This window comes from Citrobacter sp. GW821-FHT02E08, assembly GCF_059421685.1.
Genome location: NZ_JBWKVL010000005.1, coordinates 206,255 through 221,191 on the forward strand (window position 1 = coordinate 206,255; position 14,937 = coordinate 221,191).

Below are 14,937 nucleotides of genomic sequence, written 5' to 3' on the forward strand. Positions count from 1 at the left end.
TGATTATTATGCCGCGCCCCGAACTGATACTGCTTTATCGGGGGAACTATTTCACCATTCAATCAATGATGATTTTGAGGAATTATGGGCAACACTAAGTTGGCTAATCCGGCACCGCTGGGCCTGATGGGTTTCGGCATGACCACCATTCTGCTTAACCTGCATAACGTGGGTTTATTTGCTCTTGACGGTATTATTCTCGCGATGGGGATTTTCTACGGCGGTATCGCGCAGATCTTTGCCGGCCTGCTGGAATACAAGAAAGGCAACACCTTCGGCTTAACCGCATTCACTTCTTACGGCTCCTTCTGGCTGACGCTGGTCGCGATCCTGTTAATGCCGAAAATGGGTCTGACAGATGCACCCAATACGCAGTTCCTGGGCGTGTATTTGGGACTGTGGGGCGTGTTCACGCTGTTCATGTTCATCGGTACGCTGAAGGCCAACCGTGCACTGCAGTTTGTCTTCCTGAGTCTGACAGTGCTGTTTGCTCTGCTGGCTGTCGGCAACATCGGCGGTAATGCAGCAGTGATCCACTTTGCAGGCTGGGTGGGCTTAGTTTGCGGCTCCAGCGCCATCTATCTGGCCATGGGCGAAGTGCTGAACGAGCAGTTTGGGCGCACCATTCTGCCTATCGGCGAAGCGCACTAATTTGTTGATATCCCCCCGACTGGGGGGATATTTTTTTACTCTTGCTGCAGTTTTGCCTCATCATGGATGTCACGGTAATAAATATCCTGACGCAGCCACATTCCTAATCCCAACCCTATCAGTGATAACGCCAGCACATACCAGGCAGGCGCCATCGGCGAAATGCCCATCAGCACGGTAACGAAAATCGGCGTCAGTCCCCCAAAAATCGCATACGAGACATTGTAAGAAAACGAAATGCCGGTGAAGCGAACTTCCGCCGGAAAAGCTCTGACCATGACATAGGGCACCGCCCCTACCACGCCGACACACAGTCCTACAACGCCGTAAAGAAAGAATAGCTGCTCCGGATGCGCGCCTGATAAGTGATAAAAGAACCAGCTTGAGCAGGCCAGCAGCAGGCTCCCCACAATGAAAGTCTTACTGGCACCATAACGATCGGCGGCCAGTCCCGCCAGCAAACATCCCACACACAGCATGATGGTTGCGATGCTGTTTGCCTGTAGGGTCAGCGCTGGCGCAAAGCCGTATTGTTTTTGCAGCCAGACTGGCGACATCAAAATCACCACCACAATACCTGCCGACAAAAGCCAGGTCAGCAACATCGAGACAGCCACCGCTTTTCGGTGATTAACCACAACAGATTTTACCGGAAGTTCCTGCGCCAACGCTTTACGCTGCTGCATCTCGAGGAAGATGGGCGTTTCCTGCAACCAGCGGCGTAAATACATCGCCACAAAGCCGAAAACACCCCCGAGCACAAAAGGGATACGCCAGCCATAATCGTGTACTGCCTGTTGAGTCATGCTGGTGTTAATTAGCGTGGCAACGACAGAGCCGAGCAGGATCCCTACCGTCAATCCCGCAGTCAGCGTACCGCAGGCGATCCCTATCCGACGTTCAGGAACATGTTCCGCCACAAACACCCACGCGCCGGGGACTTCACCACCAATGGCCGCACCCTGCAAAATGCGCATCAGTAACAGCAGCAACGGTGCCAGAATCCCCAGGGAGGAAAAGGTGGGTAACAGACCTATCGCCAGCGTCGGCACGGCCATCAACAAAATGCTCAGGGTGAACATTTTTTTTCGCCCCACCATGTCGCCAAAGTGCGCCATGATGATGCCTCCCAGTGGACGTGCCAGATAACCGGCAGCAAAGATGCCGAAGGTCTGCACCTGGCGGAGCCATTCTGGAATGTCTGAAGGGAAAAACAGTTCGCCAACGACAGCCGCGAAGAAGACAAAAATAATGAAGTCATAAAACTCAAGCGCGCCACCGAGAGCGGCCAGCGTAAGGGTTTTATAATCCTGACGATTCAGAGGTCGTGTGTGTTGTGACATAGCAAACCATGAGTAAAGTGGAGTTATTGATTGGGTTAAGCGATATGTAAATTAAAAATTACTATATCGTAAACAATTCAATACTCCACTCACTTCACCGCTTATGTCACGAAACGGTTAACTTCAGGCGTTTGTATCGCGGATGGCGCTTTTCGGGCGAAATGATGCTACCACGTCGGGTGCGGTTTCCACATACGGGCCATCCAGCAGCTGTATACAATACGGTACACTGGCAAAAATCCCCGCCACCAGCGCTTTGCCGTCCGCATCTTTCACCCCTTCCAACGTTTCTTTGATGGATTTAGGTTGTCCCGGCAAATTGAGGATCAGCGCCTGTTTGCGAATGACGCCCACCTGGCGAGAGAGAATTGCTGTTGGCACAAAGTGCAGGCTGATCTGGCGCATCTGTTCGCCAAAGCCGGGCATTTCCCGGTCAGCGACGGCCAGCGTCGCATCCGGCGTCACATCGCGGCGCGCAGGCCCGGTTCCGCCGGTCGTCAGCACCAGGTGACAACTCATCTCATCGACCAGTTCACACAGCGTTTGCTCAATAATCGCCTGTTCATCTGGTATCAGTCGGGTTTCTACTTCAAAAGGCGTCGTCAGGGCGGCGGCTAGCCACTCTTCCAGAGCCGGGATACCTTTGTCCTGATAAACACCGCTGGAGGCGCGGTCTGAGATGGAAACTAAGCCAATACGTAAGGTGTTCATGATTATTCCGTTTAAACAGTCTCGTTAAACAGAATGATACACTGCGAAGGGACAGACAGACAGGTTTCAGAGGGGTTAGCGTGACCCGTATCAGGGCCACGCTAAAAATGATTACAGCAGGTCGCCGATCATTTTTTCCAGTTTACCCTGGTCTACAGCAAACTTACGGATACCGTCCGCCAGTTTGTCTACAGCCATCGGATCCTGGTTGTGCTGCCACAGGAATTCAGACTCAGTGATGCGTTCCGGACGTGCTTTCACTTCGCCAGAGAAGGACAGTTTACGCTCAACAGCGCCTTCGCTTTCAGCCAGTTCTTTCAACAATGCAGGCGCGATAGTCAGACGATCGCAACCCGCCAGCTCCAGAATCTCACCCATGTTGCGGAAGCTTGCGCCCATCACTACTGTTTCGTAGCCGTGCTGTTTGTAGTACTCGTAGATTTCCGTCACGGAAACCACGCCCGGATCTTCAGCCGGCGCATACTCTTTCTTGTCGGTATTGGTTTTATACCAGTCAAGAATACGACCTACGAACGGAGAAATCAGGTACACGCCTGCTTCTGCACATGCACGCGCCTGCGCGAAGGAGAACAGCAGCGTCAGGTTACAGTTGATGCCTTCTTTTTCCAGCTGCTCCGCAGCACGAATGCCCTGCCAGGTGGAAGCCAGTTTGATCAGAATACGATCGTTGCTGATACCCGCATCGTTGTAGAGTTTGATCAGACGTTTCGCTTTCGCGATAGACGCTTCGGTGTCGTAAGACAGGCGCGCGTCAACTTCGGTAGAGATACGGCCAGGGACCAGTTTCAGGATCTCCAGACCAATGTTCACCGCCAGCTTGTCAGTGGCATCAACCACTTGCTGTGCGCGATCGTTACTCTGCTGTTTAGCCCAGGCAACAGCGTCGTCAATCAGTTTACGGTATTCCGGGATCTGCGCTGCATTCAGAATGAGAGAAGGGTTAGTTGTGGCATCCTGCGGCTGGTACAGCTTCATTGCCGCGATGTCTCCGGTGTCAGCCACCACGGTAGTGAACTGACGAAGGGAGGTCAATTTGTCCGTCATGATAGTGTTTCTCTTTAAACAGCTTGTTAGGGGGATGTAACCGGTCTGCCCTGATGATAACACGACGTACTGACATCGCAACCGAAGACAATGCGGTTATCCGCCCGATGCGGTTTTTAACGCGACATTGACCCTGCACGGCATTACTGACCACGCGCTTGTGTATCATACGATTCTGTTATGAATCATCTTGCAGGGTATATACTGCATATGAATTGGTAACGCTTACACAGGAAAACAGAAGCGTACCGGCATCAACAAGAGGGATGTTAATGCCTGATTTTTTATCATTTATTAATGACGTACTTTGGGGATCGGTAATGATCTACCTGCTCTTTGGCGCAGGGTGTTGGTTCACTTACCGTACCGGGTTCGTTCAATTTCGCTATATTCGCCAGTTTGGCAAAAGTCTGAAAAATAGCCTTACCCCACAACCCGGCGGCTTAACGTCATTTCAGGCACTTTGCACCAGCCTTGCCGCCCGTGTTGGCAGCGGCAATTTAGCGGGCGTCGCCGTCGCGATCACCGCAGGCGGCCCCGGTGCGGTATTCTGGATGTGGATGTCAGCGCTGATAGGTATGGCAACATCCTTTGCTGAGTGCTCGCTCGCCCAACTCTATAAAGAACGCGACAGCAAAGGCCAGTTTCGCGGCGGTCCGGCCTGGTATATGGCGCGAGGGCTCGGCATGCGTTGGATGGGCGTTATCTTTGCCGTCTTCTTACTCATTGCTTACGGTATTATTTTTAACAGTGTCCAGGCAAACTCTGTCGCGCGGGCTCTGAATTTTGCTTTTGACATACCTCCCCTCTATTCTGGTCTGGCGCTGGCGTCTCTGGCATTGCTGGTGATCGTTCGCGGGATCAAAGGTGTCGCACGGATCATGCAGTGGTTTGTCCCCGTGATGGCCTTGCTGTGGCTGACCGCCAGTGTGGCGATCTGTGTCTGGCATATCGACCAACTCCCCGGCATCATTATCGCCATCGTGAAAAGTGCCTTCGGCTGGCAGGAAGCGACGGCAGGCGTCGCTGGCTATACGCTCAGTCAGGCCATCACCAGTGGATTTCAGCGGGGCATGTTCTCGAATGAAGCCGGTATGGGGTCCACGCCTAACGCCGCAGCGGCGGCGGCATCATGGCCTCCCCATCCTGCCGCGCAGGGCATTGTGCAAATGATCGGTGTGTTTACCGACACGGTGATTATATGTACCGCCAGCGCCATGATCATTTTACTGGCCGACCACGGCACCGCCTATATGCCGACCGAAGGTATTCAGCTTGTTCAGCGGGCGATGACCTCATTGACCGGAGAATGGGGAGCAGGATTCGTCGCGTTGATTGTGGTGCTGTTTGCCTTCAGCTCGATCGTCGCCAACTATATTTACGCCGAAAACAACCTGATTTTTCTTCAGTTGGACAACGGCCGAAATGTCTGGATATTGCGTATAACCACCGTCTGTATGGTTGTTCTGGGAACGCTGCTGAGCCTACCGGTTGTCTGGCAACTGGCCGACATTATTATGGCCTGCATGGCGATCACCAACCTGACAGCAATACTGTTACTCTCTCCGGTGGTGTATACCCTGGCGGGAGATTACCTGCGTCAGCGTAAACTCGGCGTACGACCCGTCTTTGATCCGCTTCGTTATCCTGATATCGGCCAACAGCTGGCGCCGGGGAGCTGGGAAGACGCGCCTCGTGAGCGGGATGACATAAGGTAATCGCAGCCATCGATCAATTCTGTCGTTTTTTTTGCTAAAGTCGCAGTAAATTTCCCGCAAGGACTGGATATGCTGATTCTCATTTCACCTGCAAAAACGCTCGATTATCAGAGCCCGCTGGCGACTACGCGTCATACCCTGCCCGAGCTGCTGGATCACTCCCAGCAGCTTATCCACGAGGCGCGTAAACTCTCTGCACCGCAGATTGGTAAACTGATGGGAGTAAGCGACAAGCTGGCCGACCTCAATGCCACCCGCTTTCACGACTGGCAACCCAACTTTTCCCCCGAGAATGCACGTCAGGCTATTCTTGCGTTCAAGGGCGATGTCTACACCGGACTGCGCGCGGAAACCTTCAGCGATGCGGATTTTGACTTCGCCCAACAACATTTACGCATGCTGTCTGGTTTGTATGGCGTCTTACGCCCGCTGGATTTAATGCAACCTTATCGTCTGGAGATGGGGATTCGCCTTGAAAACGCGAAAGGGAAAGATCTCTACCAATTCTGGGGCGATACGATCACTGAAAAGCTCAATGAAGCCCTGAAAGCACAGGGAGATCAGGTTGTCATCAACCTGGCGTCAGACGAATACTTTAAATCCGTGAAGCCGAAGAAACTGAACGCCGAGCTTATCAAACCGGTTTTCCTTGATGAGAAAAACGGCAAGTTTAAGGTCATCAGCTTCTACGCCAAAAAAGCGCGCGGTCTGATGAGTCGCTACATTATTGAAAATCGCCTGACGACGCCGGAGCAGCTCACCGGCTTTAACAGCGAAGGCTATTTCTTTGATGAAGAAGCGTCAGGACAGGGTGAACTGGTGTTTAAACGCCACGAGCAGTAATTGAAGCGTGCCGGATGGCGGCTACGCCTTATCCGGCCTACAAAACATAACGGCTGTTCCGCAGGCCGGATAAGACGCGTCAGCGTCGCCATCCGGCACAGCAACTAGCTGCGCGTCATCATCAACTGACGTAGCGCCGCGAAATCGGCGGGCAGATGATGAGAAAGCAGCGGCAGATCGGCGCGATCCGCCAACTCTTTTGGCAAATCCAGCGTTTCGCCGAGAATAGCTTCCACGCTCTCTTTAAATTTTGCCGGATGCGCGGTTCCCAGGAACAGGCCATACTCGCCAGGATGCAATTGATCGCGCAACGCACGGTAGGCAACTGCCGCATGCGGTTCTGAGGTGTAACCCACTGCTTTTAACTCACGCATCGTCTCTTGCGTCGTCGCGTCGTCCACCGCCGCGTAACCCAGTTCATTCAGACGCCAGATCTTACGGCGGAACAACTCCTCCACACGCGGCCAGTTATTTGGCTGACTGACGTCCATGGCATTCGACAGGGTCGCCTGCGTTGTCTTAGGTGCCCACTGCCCGTCATGCAGGAAGCGCGGTACGGTGTCATTCACGTTGGTCGCGGCGATAAAACGCTTCACCGGCAGACCGAGCGATTTCGCCAGCAGGCCCGCGGTCAGATCGCCGAAGTTGCCGCTAGGAACGGAAACCACCAGCTGATTACGTGCCTCTTGCGGCAACTGTGCAACCGCTTCGAAGTAGTAACAAATCTGCGCTAACAGACGGCTAATGTTAATGGAGTTGGCCGAATTCAGTCCCAGCGCCTGCTTCAGCGCTTCATCATCAAACGCCTGCTTCACCAGGGCCTGGCAGGCATCAAAATCCCCGTCGATTGCCACGGTTTCAATATTGCCGCCAAGCGTACAAAACAGTTTTTCCTGTAATGGACTTATCTTACCGCGAGGGTAGAGGATAACGACACGCACATTTTTCAGGCCATAGAAAGCATGAGCCACTGCCGCACCGGTATCTCCGGAGGTCGCCGTCAGGATGGTGACCGGTTTATCGCCGCTGATATGCGTCAGCATCTGCGCCATAAAACGCCCGCCGAAATCTTTAAATGCCAGAGTGGGTCCATGAAACAACTCCAGACAGCCGACATCGCTTTCTACCTGCGCCACCGGCGCCGGGAACGCAAATGCGGAGCGTACACGCTCTTCAAGGATCTCCTGCGGGATCTCATCCCCAATGAATGCAGAGAGGATCTTAGCGCTGCGGACAACGAAGTCCTGGTTCAGCATCTCATCGATCTCGGTCAGGCTAAATTCCGGGAGTTCGTGTGGAAAGAATAATCCCTGATTTTTGCCTAGTCCCTGCGTGACGGCCTGTGCAAAGCTGACCTGCTCATTGTGATCTTTTAAATTGTAGAGTTTCATTGATTATCCCAGTACTCGTGCGCCCGCCGTATCCAGACGGCAAATATGAACAAAGCCTTCCTGATTTTGCAGGTAATGTTTAGTCAGCCAATCCGCTACGCGTTGAGCGGTATCCGGTTTATCGCACAGCGCGAACAGCGTCGGTCCGGACCCGGAAATACCGCTGGTCAGCGCGCCTATCTCCGCCACCGCCTGACGCGCCTGGCTAAAACCAGGCAGCAGACGCGCGCGATAAGGCTCAGCAATCACATCTTTCATCAGCTTTGCAGCAAGCTGCGGCTGACGGGAATAGCAGGCATGAATAAACCCAGCCAGGTGTCGCCCGTGGGCGATGCAATCCTGACGACGGTACTGCGCGGGTAAGATCGCGCGGGCTTCCGCCGTGGACACTTTGATCCCCGGATAGGCAAGTACCCATAGCCACTCATCAAAGCCTGGCACCTGTTGGCTGATGATGCCGTTTTCTTCAATCATCAACTGCATGCCGCCCAGAAAACACGGCGCGACATTATCGTAATGAATGCTGCCGGAGATACGTCCTTCCAGCTCCCCCATAATGGCCAGCAGTCGCGTATCGTTCAGCGGTTTACCGCAGTGTTCGTTCATCGCCACCAGCGCAGCAACAACGGAACAGGCGCTGGAACCTAACCCGGAACCTATCGGCATGTTCTTTTCCAGCGTCATCGCCACCGGGATTTGCTTGCCAAGCTCCTGGCAAAAACGCTCCCAACACTGGTAGACAATATTTTCTCGCGGCTCTGGCGGCAGCTTGTCAGCAAAATGCCCCCGATTAATTAGACGAAAGCTGTCCGACGCCTCAACGGTGACCACATCACCCAGCAGCGAACCATCAATGGGCGTCACTGCCGCCCCCAGGACATCAAACCCGACGCTCATATTGGCGCTGGAAGCCGGAGCATAAACTTTCACCATCTTAGACTCCTAACTTCCATGAGAGGGTACGCAGCAGATCGGCAAAGACCCCCGCCGCCGTGACGTCGTTGCCCGCACCGTAACCGCGCAACACCAGCGGCAGCGGTTGATAATAGTGGCTGTAGAACGCCAGCGCGTTTTCGCCGTTTTTCACTTTGAACAGCGGATCGTTGCCATCGACCTCGGCAATCTTCACGCGGCAAACGCCGTCCTCTTCAATGTTGCCCACATAGCGCAACACTTTGCCCTCATCACGGGCTTTCGCCACGCGTGCCGCAAACACGTCATCAAGCTGCGGCAGATTCGTCATAAACGCCGCCACATCGCCAGAGTCATCAAACCCTTCCGGTAACACCGGTTCGATCACGATATCGGAAAGCTCCAGCGCCCGACCCGTTTCACGGGCGAGGATCAGCAACTTGCGTGCGACATCCATCCCGGAGAGATCGTCGCGCGGATCGGGTTCGGTGTACCCCATCTCGCGAGCCTGTGTGGTGGCCTGCGAGAGGCTCATCCCTTCATCCAGTTTACCGAAGATAAATGAGAGCGAGCCGGAGAGAATACCGGAGAATTTTTGCAGCTCGTCCCCCGCGTTGAGCAGGTTTTGCAGGTTTTCAATCACCGGCAGGCCCGCGCCGACGTTCGTGTCATATAAAAATTTGCGCCGTGATTTTTCCGCTGCGAAACGCAGCTGATGGTAGTAATCCATCGACGAGGTGTTCGCCTTCTTGTTTGGCGTCACCACGTGGAAACCTTCGCGCAGGAAGTCTGCGTATTGATCCGCAACGGCCTGGCTGGAGGTGCAGTCCACAATCACAGGGTTGAGCAGGTGATATTCCTTCACCAGACGAATTAAACGGCCTAAGTTGAATGGCTCTTTAGCTTCGGTCAGTTCCGCCTGCCAGTTTTCCAGATTCAAGCCATGCACATTGGTCAGCAGCGCCTTTGAGTTCGCCACACCGCACACGCGCAGATCGATATGTTTATTCTTCAGCCAGGTCTGCTGGCGCTTGAGTTGCTCCAGCAATGCGCCACCGACGCCCCCCACACCGATGACAAACACTTCAATGACCTGATCGGTATTGAACAGCATCTGGTGTGTGACGCGGACACCGGTTGTTGCATCGTCATTGTTGACCACGACAGAAATAGAACGCTCGGACGAGCCTTGCGCAATAGCAACAATATTGATGTTGGCGCGGGCCAGCGCCGCGAAGAATTTTGCTGAAATGCCACGCAGCGTTCGCATACCATCGCCCACCACAGAGATGATGGCCAGGTAGTCAGTCACCGCCAGCGGCTCCAGCAAACCTTCTTTCAGCTCCAGATAGAACTCATCCTGCATCGCGCGCTGGGCACGTGCGCTGTCGCCCTGCGGCACACAGAAACTGATGCTGTACTCTGAAGAGGACTGCGTGATCAGGACCACCGAAATACCGGCGCGTGACATGGCGGCAAACACACGCGCCGCCATTCCCACCATCCCTTTCATACCGGGACCGGAAACACTGAACATTGCCATGTTGTTAAGATTCGAGATCCCTTTCACCGGCAGATTGTCATCATCGCAACTGGCGCCAATCAGGGTACCGGGCGCTTGCGGGTTTCCGGTATTTTTAATCAGGCATGGGATCTGGAACTGAGCAATAGGGGTAATCGTGCGAGGATGGAGAACTTTGGCGCCGAAGTAGGAAAGCTCCATCGCTTCCTGATAAGACATCGATTTCAGTAATCTGGCATCCGGCACCTGGCGAGGATCGCAGGTGTACACGCCATCAACGTCAGTCCAGATCTCACAACAATCCGCGCGTAAACAAGCTGCCAGGACAGCAGCCGAATAGTCAGAGCCGTTACGCCCCAGCACGACCAGTTCGCCTTTATCATTCCCGGCGGTAAAACCAGCCATCAGCACCATATGGTCTGCTGGGATACGCCCGGCAGCAATACGACGCGTGGATTCAGCGATATCGACGGTGGACTCGAGGTAATGCCCAACCGCCAGTAATTTCTCAACCGGGTCGATGACCGTTACGCCGTGGCCGCGTGCTTCCAGCAAGCCCGCCATAATGGCGATCGACATTTTTTCACCACGGCAGATAAGCGCGGCATTGATGCTGTCCGGGCACTGACCCAGCAGGCTGATGCCGTGCAGCACATGTTTGATCTGCGCAAATTCTTGTTCGACAAAGGCTTTTAATTGCGCCAACGGAAAGTCCGGCTGCGCGGCAGCGAGTCCCGTCAGAAGTTCGGAAAAGATGCGTTCGGCATCGCTGATATTGGGTAAAGCATCCTGACCACCGATGGTTTTTTCAATCATCGCCACCAGATGGTTAGTAATTTTCGCAGGGGCAGAAAGCACGGTTGCGACCTGCCCCTGCCTGGCATTGCTTTCCAGAATATCGGCAACCCGCAGAAAGCGTTCTGCATTTGCCACTGATGTACCACCGAACTTCAACACTCGCATTGTTGTTACCTCGTTACCTTTGGTCGAAAAAAAAGCCCGCACTGTTTAGGTGCGGGCTTTTTTCTGTGTTTCCTGTACGCGTCAGCCCGCACCGTTACCTGTGGTAATGGTGATGGTTGTAATCATGGTGGTGCTGATGCGTTTCATGGATGTTGTGTTCTCTGTAATTATTATCTGTCTGTGCTGTTGCCTATATTGGTTAAAGTATCTGATGACTTAAGTCAATAAATTTTTAATTTGATCACACTCCGAAACTTGTTCACGAGCTGCTGCTTGCGTCTTTACTTTCAACCAATACAGAGTGAAAACCCCACTTGAAACCAGAACAAAAAACCACACAACCATACTTAGTTGAGATTTTATTTTTCTATATTTTTCTCAATATCATGCAGCAAACGGTGCAACATTGCGGTGTCCCGCTGCCCTAACAGGCCAATGCGTTGCTGTAACCAATCTGCCAGTTTGATGTCGTCAGCCACATCCAGAGAACCCAGTAACCTTACAATCCGTGCGCGTAATGCCTGCAACTGAAACTCATCAGATGTTTCAGTCTCTTTTATGGATTGTTGCATTAAACCTGCTAATTGATAGCAGTAGACCATCACCGCCTGGCCTAAATTGAGCGAAGGGTAATCAGCGACCATCGGAACCCCCGTCAGCACATCCGCCAACGCCAATTCTTCATTTGTTAGCCCTGAATCTTCGCGTCCAAACACCAATGCGGCGTGACGCATCCAGCCGGACTTTTCCTGCAACAAGGGCAACAGTTCTGCTGGCGTTGCATAGTAATGAAATTTCGCGCGGCTACGGGCTGTCGTCGCGACGGTAAATTCAACGTCGTGCAGAGCCTCCGCCAGGGTATTGAAAACACTAATATTATCAATAATATCACCTGAACCATGCGCGACCCAACGCGTGGCGGGTTCAAGGTGGGCCTGACTGTCGACGATACGCAAATCGGTAAAACCCATCGTCTTCATAGCGCGTGCCGCAGCGCCAATGTTTTCCGCTCTGGCCGGGGCGACCAGGATGATTGTTAAACGCATTTATGAGACTCTTTTTGACTGGCCCGCGGGGAATAATGTGATGCATATCATCATATTACGCGGCGCGAATTTACAAATTTTTAACGAAAATCACTGAATCAGCATTTCACATTCAGTAAAAGACGCTAAACTGTTTCCTGTGTTTACAAACGATTATTATGTTAATAAAAGTTGCATATCCTTCTGTTTATTTAGGATAATTTAATTTAAACTGAATCGCATCCATTGGATTCATTACATTTATTAGTTAGGTCGCGCAACTAGTTGGATTGCTGCAATTTTGTGATGAAAGCTAGCATTTAGATACGATGATTTCATCAAACTGTTAACGTGCTACAATTGAACTTGATATATGTCAACGAAGCGTAGTTTTATTGGGTGTCCGGTATCACTTAGCCTGTTATGTTGCTGTTAAAATGGTTAGGATGACAGCCGTTTTTGACACTGTCGGGTCCAGAGGGAAAGTACCCAGACCAAGCTAATGATGTTGTTGACGTTGATGGAAAGTGCATCAAGAACGCAATTACGTACTTTAGTCATGTTACGCCGATCATGTTAATTTGCGACATGCATCAGGCAGGTCAGGGACTTTTGTACTTCCTGTTTCGATTTAGTTGGCAATTTAGGTAGCAAACATGCAGACCCCGCACATTCTTATCGTTGAAGACGAGTTGGTAACACGCAACACGTTAAAAAGTATTTTCGAAGCGGAAGGCTATGATGTATTCGAAGCGACAGATGGCGCGGAAATGCATCAGATCCTCTCTGAATATGACATCAACCTGGTGATTATGGATATCAATTTGCCAGGGAAAAACGGTCTTCTGTTAGCGCGTGAACTGCGTGAACAGGCTAACGTTGCGTTGATGTTCCTGACGGGCCGCGATAACGAAGTCGATAAAATCCTCGGCCTCGAAATCGGTGCGGATGACTACATCACCAAACCGTTTAACCCACGTGAACTGACTATCCGTGCGCGCAACCTGCTGTCTCGTACCATGAACCTGGGGACTGTCAGCGAAGAACGCCGTAGCGTTGAAAGCTACAAGTTCAATGGTTGGGAACTCGATATCAACAGCCGTTCTTTGATTGGTCCAGATGGCGAGCAGTATAAACTGCCCCGCAGCGAATTCCGTGCCATGCTTCACTTCTGTGAGAACCCGGGTAAGATCCAGTCTCGCGCAGAACTGCTGAAGAAAATGACCGGTCGCGAGCTGAAGCCGCATGACCGTACTGTTGACGTGACCATTCGTCGTATTCGTAAACATTTCGAATCAACGCCGGATACGCCGGAAATTATCGCCACCATCCACGGCGAAGGCTACCGTTTCTGCGGCGACCTGCAGGATTAATCCTGACCCCTCCGGTATTAAAAACGGCGCTCCTGGCGCCGTTTTCCATTTTTCACCTTCGCTACTTCCAGATACGCAGTTCATCATCGCTCGCGGGTTTCAATTCTTTCGCCTTTGGGCGGGAAAGCGAATACCAGTCAAAATGACGCGTCAGGAACATCACCCCGCTCAACGCCAACAGGAGTACGCCGGTTCCCAGCAACAACGCGCTGTCAGCAGAGTTCAACAGTACCCACATCACCCCATCCAGCGCCAATAACGCCAGGGTAAACACCACGCTGTTACGCCACCCTTTTAGCACCGCCTGTAAATAAACACCGTTCATCAATGCGCCCACCAGACTTGCAGCGCCCCATGCCGCCGTAAAACCAATGTGTTCAGACAGTGCCAGTAATAACAGGTAAAACATGACCAGTGACATCCCAACCAGCAGGTATTGGATGGGATGAAGGCGTTGCGCCGTCAGGGTCTCAAAGACAAAAAAGGCCATGAACGTCAGCGCAATCAGCAAAATGGCATACTTTGTCGCCCTGTCGGTTAATTGATACTGATCGGCGGGCGTGGTGACGGCGACTCTGAACGACGGTAGGCTGTACCAGCCCATTTTTTCGGTCTCTCCGGCCTCGGGAAACTGCTCTCCAAGATTATTGGCAAACCAGCTACTCTGCCATTTTGCGTGAAAACCCGACTCGCTCAGCTCACGGCTGGTCGGTAAGAAATCGCCCAGGAATCTGGGATGGGGCCAGTTGCTGACCAGCGTCATTTCGCTATTTCGCCCCACCGGCACCACGGAGAAACTCCCGGTTCCACTCAGATTCAGCGAAAACGCCAGACTCAGATTGGTCTTTACCCATTGCGCATCCGGCAGTGGAATATGGAGACCTTGTACCCCTCCGGCAAGTCCGGTGCCGGGTTCAACGGTCAGTGCGGTCCCATTCACCTGCGGCGCATTAACCACACCTATCCCCCGGGCATCGCCTACGCCCACCACGATAAACGGTTTCCCGAGGGTGATATTCGGTCTTTCTAATTCACTCAGGCGAGTGGCATCAAACTCCGCCTTCACTGACAAATCGCTGTGCCAGACCTGAGCGTCATAAATACCGATGTTGCGGGACTCGACGTTCTGATTTCCCTCCACCATCAGGGATTCTGGCAGCCAGAAATGAATGTAGCTGCGCTTATGCTGAACCTCTTTCTCATTTTCCAGAACGGTATACAGCTCTGTCACGGGAACGGCGATCAGCGGGCCAACCATTTTTTGCGATCCACTGGTGCTTTGACGAATCGCATCCTCGACGGTGCTACGGTAATCCGCTCGCTCCACGATTACCTGTCTGACCATCATCAACGGAATCAACAGCAGTAATATCGCGCCACTTAGCGTGACCATTTTCCAGAACAGGGGGGATTTAAACAT

The 14,937-nt window shown here is 52.6% G+C and carries 13 protein-coding genes, 1 pseudogene and 1 other annotated feature; of the genes and pseudogenes, 4 read left to right on the forward strand and 10 right to left on the reverse strand.

The annotated features are described in order from the left end of the window. The first annotated feature begins 84 nt into the window (after nt 1–84). Complete coding sequence (gene satP / locus AC07UY_RS09370; protein WP_203358981.1) at nt 85–651, forward strand: acetate uptake transporter; 567 nt, start codon at nt 85–87, stop codon at nt 649–651. A gap of 35 nt (nt 652–686) precedes the next feature. Here satP and AC07UY_RS09375 read toward each other — a convergent pair whose 3' ends face one another. The 3 genes from AC07UY_RS09375 to tal form a co-directional block, all read right to left on the reverse strand. Then, on the reverse strand, nt 687–1,994 hold the full coding sequence (locus tag AC07UY_RS09375; protein ID WP_494701068.1) for an MFS transporter: 1,308 nt from the start codon (nt 1,992–1,994) through the stop codon (nt 687–689). Nucleotides 1,995–2,117: 123 nt separating this feature from the next. After that, a complete protein-coding gene (gene mog / locus AC07UY_RS09380) occupies nt 2,118–2,705 on the reverse strand; it encodes a molybdopterin adenylyltransferase (RefSeq protein WP_203358983.1) in 588 nt (195 codons plus the stop codon). A gap of 111 nt (nt 2,706–2,816) precedes the next feature. Then, on the reverse strand, nt 2,817–3,770 hold the full coding sequence (tal, locus tag AC07UY_RS09385) for a transaldolase (RefSeq protein WP_192611005.1): 954 nt from the start codon (nt 3,768–3,770) through the stop codon (nt 2,817–2,819). Between the two features lie 272 nt (nt 3,771–4,042). On the opposite strand from tal, the gene AC07UY_RS09390 reads away from it, so the two are divergent. Then, nucleotides 4,043–5,488, forward strand: a complete 1,446-nt coding sequence (locus tag AC07UY_RS09390; protein WP_494701067.1) for an alanine/glycine:cation symporter family protein — start codon at nt 4,043–4,045, stop codon at nt 5,486–5,488. Nucleotides 5,489–5,557: 69 nt separating this feature from the next. Beyond that, nucleotides 5,558–6,331 carry a peroxide stress protein YaaA gene (gene yaaA / locus AC07UY_RS09395; protein WP_203358986.1) on the forward strand — a complete coding sequence of 258 codons (774 nt, stop codon included), beginning with the start codon at nt 5,558–5,560 and terminating at the stop codon, nt 6,329–6,331. Nucleotides 6,332–6,435: 104 nt separating this feature from the next. Here the strand turns inward: yaaA and thrC are convergent, their stop codons facing one another. The 6 genes and pseudogenes from thrC to yjjY form a co-directional block, all read right to left on the reverse strand. Continuing rightward, nucleotides 6,436–7,722: a threonine synthase gene (gene thrC, locus AC07UY_RS09400; protein ID WP_192611002.1), complete on the reverse strand. Its 1,287-nt coding sequence runs from the start codon at nt 7,720–7,722 to the stop codon at nt 6,436–6,438. A gap of 3 nt (nt 7,723–7,725) precedes the next feature. Continuing rightward, nucleotides 7,726–8,655, reverse strand: a complete 930-nt coding sequence (thrB, locus tag AC07UY_RS09405) for a homoserine kinase (RefSeq protein ID WP_494660005.1) — start codon at nt 8,653–8,655, stop codon at nt 7,726–7,728. Nucleotide 8,656: 1 nt separating this feature from the next. Continuing rightward, nucleotides 8,657–11,119: a bifunctional aspartate kinase/homoserine dehydrogenase I gene (gene thrA, locus AC07UY_RS09410; protein ID WP_494701066.1), complete on the reverse strand. Its 2,463-nt coding sequence runs from the start codon at nt 11,117–11,119 to the stop codon at nt 8,657–8,659. 25 nt (nt 11,120–11,144) lie between these two features. Continuing rightward, nucleotides 11,145–11,265 (reverse strand) — a sequence feature (Thr leader region). Then, entirely contained in the window at nt 11,201–11,266 is a 66-nt protein-coding gene (thrL, locus tag AC07UY_RS09415) for a thr operon leader peptide (protein ID WP_192614291.1), read from the reverse strand. It overlaps the preceding feature by 65 nt. Nucleotides 11,267–11,478: 212 nt before the next feature. Further along, nucleotides 11,479–12,165: a tRNA/rRNA methyltransferase gene (locus AC07UY_RS09420; protein WP_494660003.1), complete on the reverse strand. Its 687-nt coding sequence runs from the start codon at nt 12,163–12,165 to the stop codon at nt 11,479–11,481. Nucleotides 12,166–12,565: 400 nt separating this feature from the next. After that, nucleotides 12,566–12,705: pseudogene (gene yjjY, locus AC07UY_RS09425) on the reverse strand (YjjY family protein). A 95-nt stretch (nt 12,706–12,800) separates the two neighbouring features. On the opposite strand from yjjY, the gene arcA reads away from it, so the two are divergent. Further along, nucleotides 12,801–13,517: a two-component system response regulator ArcA gene (gene arcA, locus AC07UY_RS09430; RefSeq protein ID WP_001194359.1), complete on the forward strand. Its 717-nt coding sequence runs from the start codon at nt 12,801–12,803 to the stop codon at nt 13,515–13,517. A 61-nt stretch (nt 13,518–13,578) separates the two neighbouring features. On the opposite strand, the gene creD is transcribed toward arcA, so the two are convergent. Beyond that, nucleotides 13,579–14,937, reverse strand: a complete 1,359-nt coding sequence (gene creD, locus AC07UY_RS09435; RefSeq protein WP_494660002.1) for a cell envelope integrity protein CreD — start codon at nt 14,935–14,937, stop codon at nt 13,579–13,581.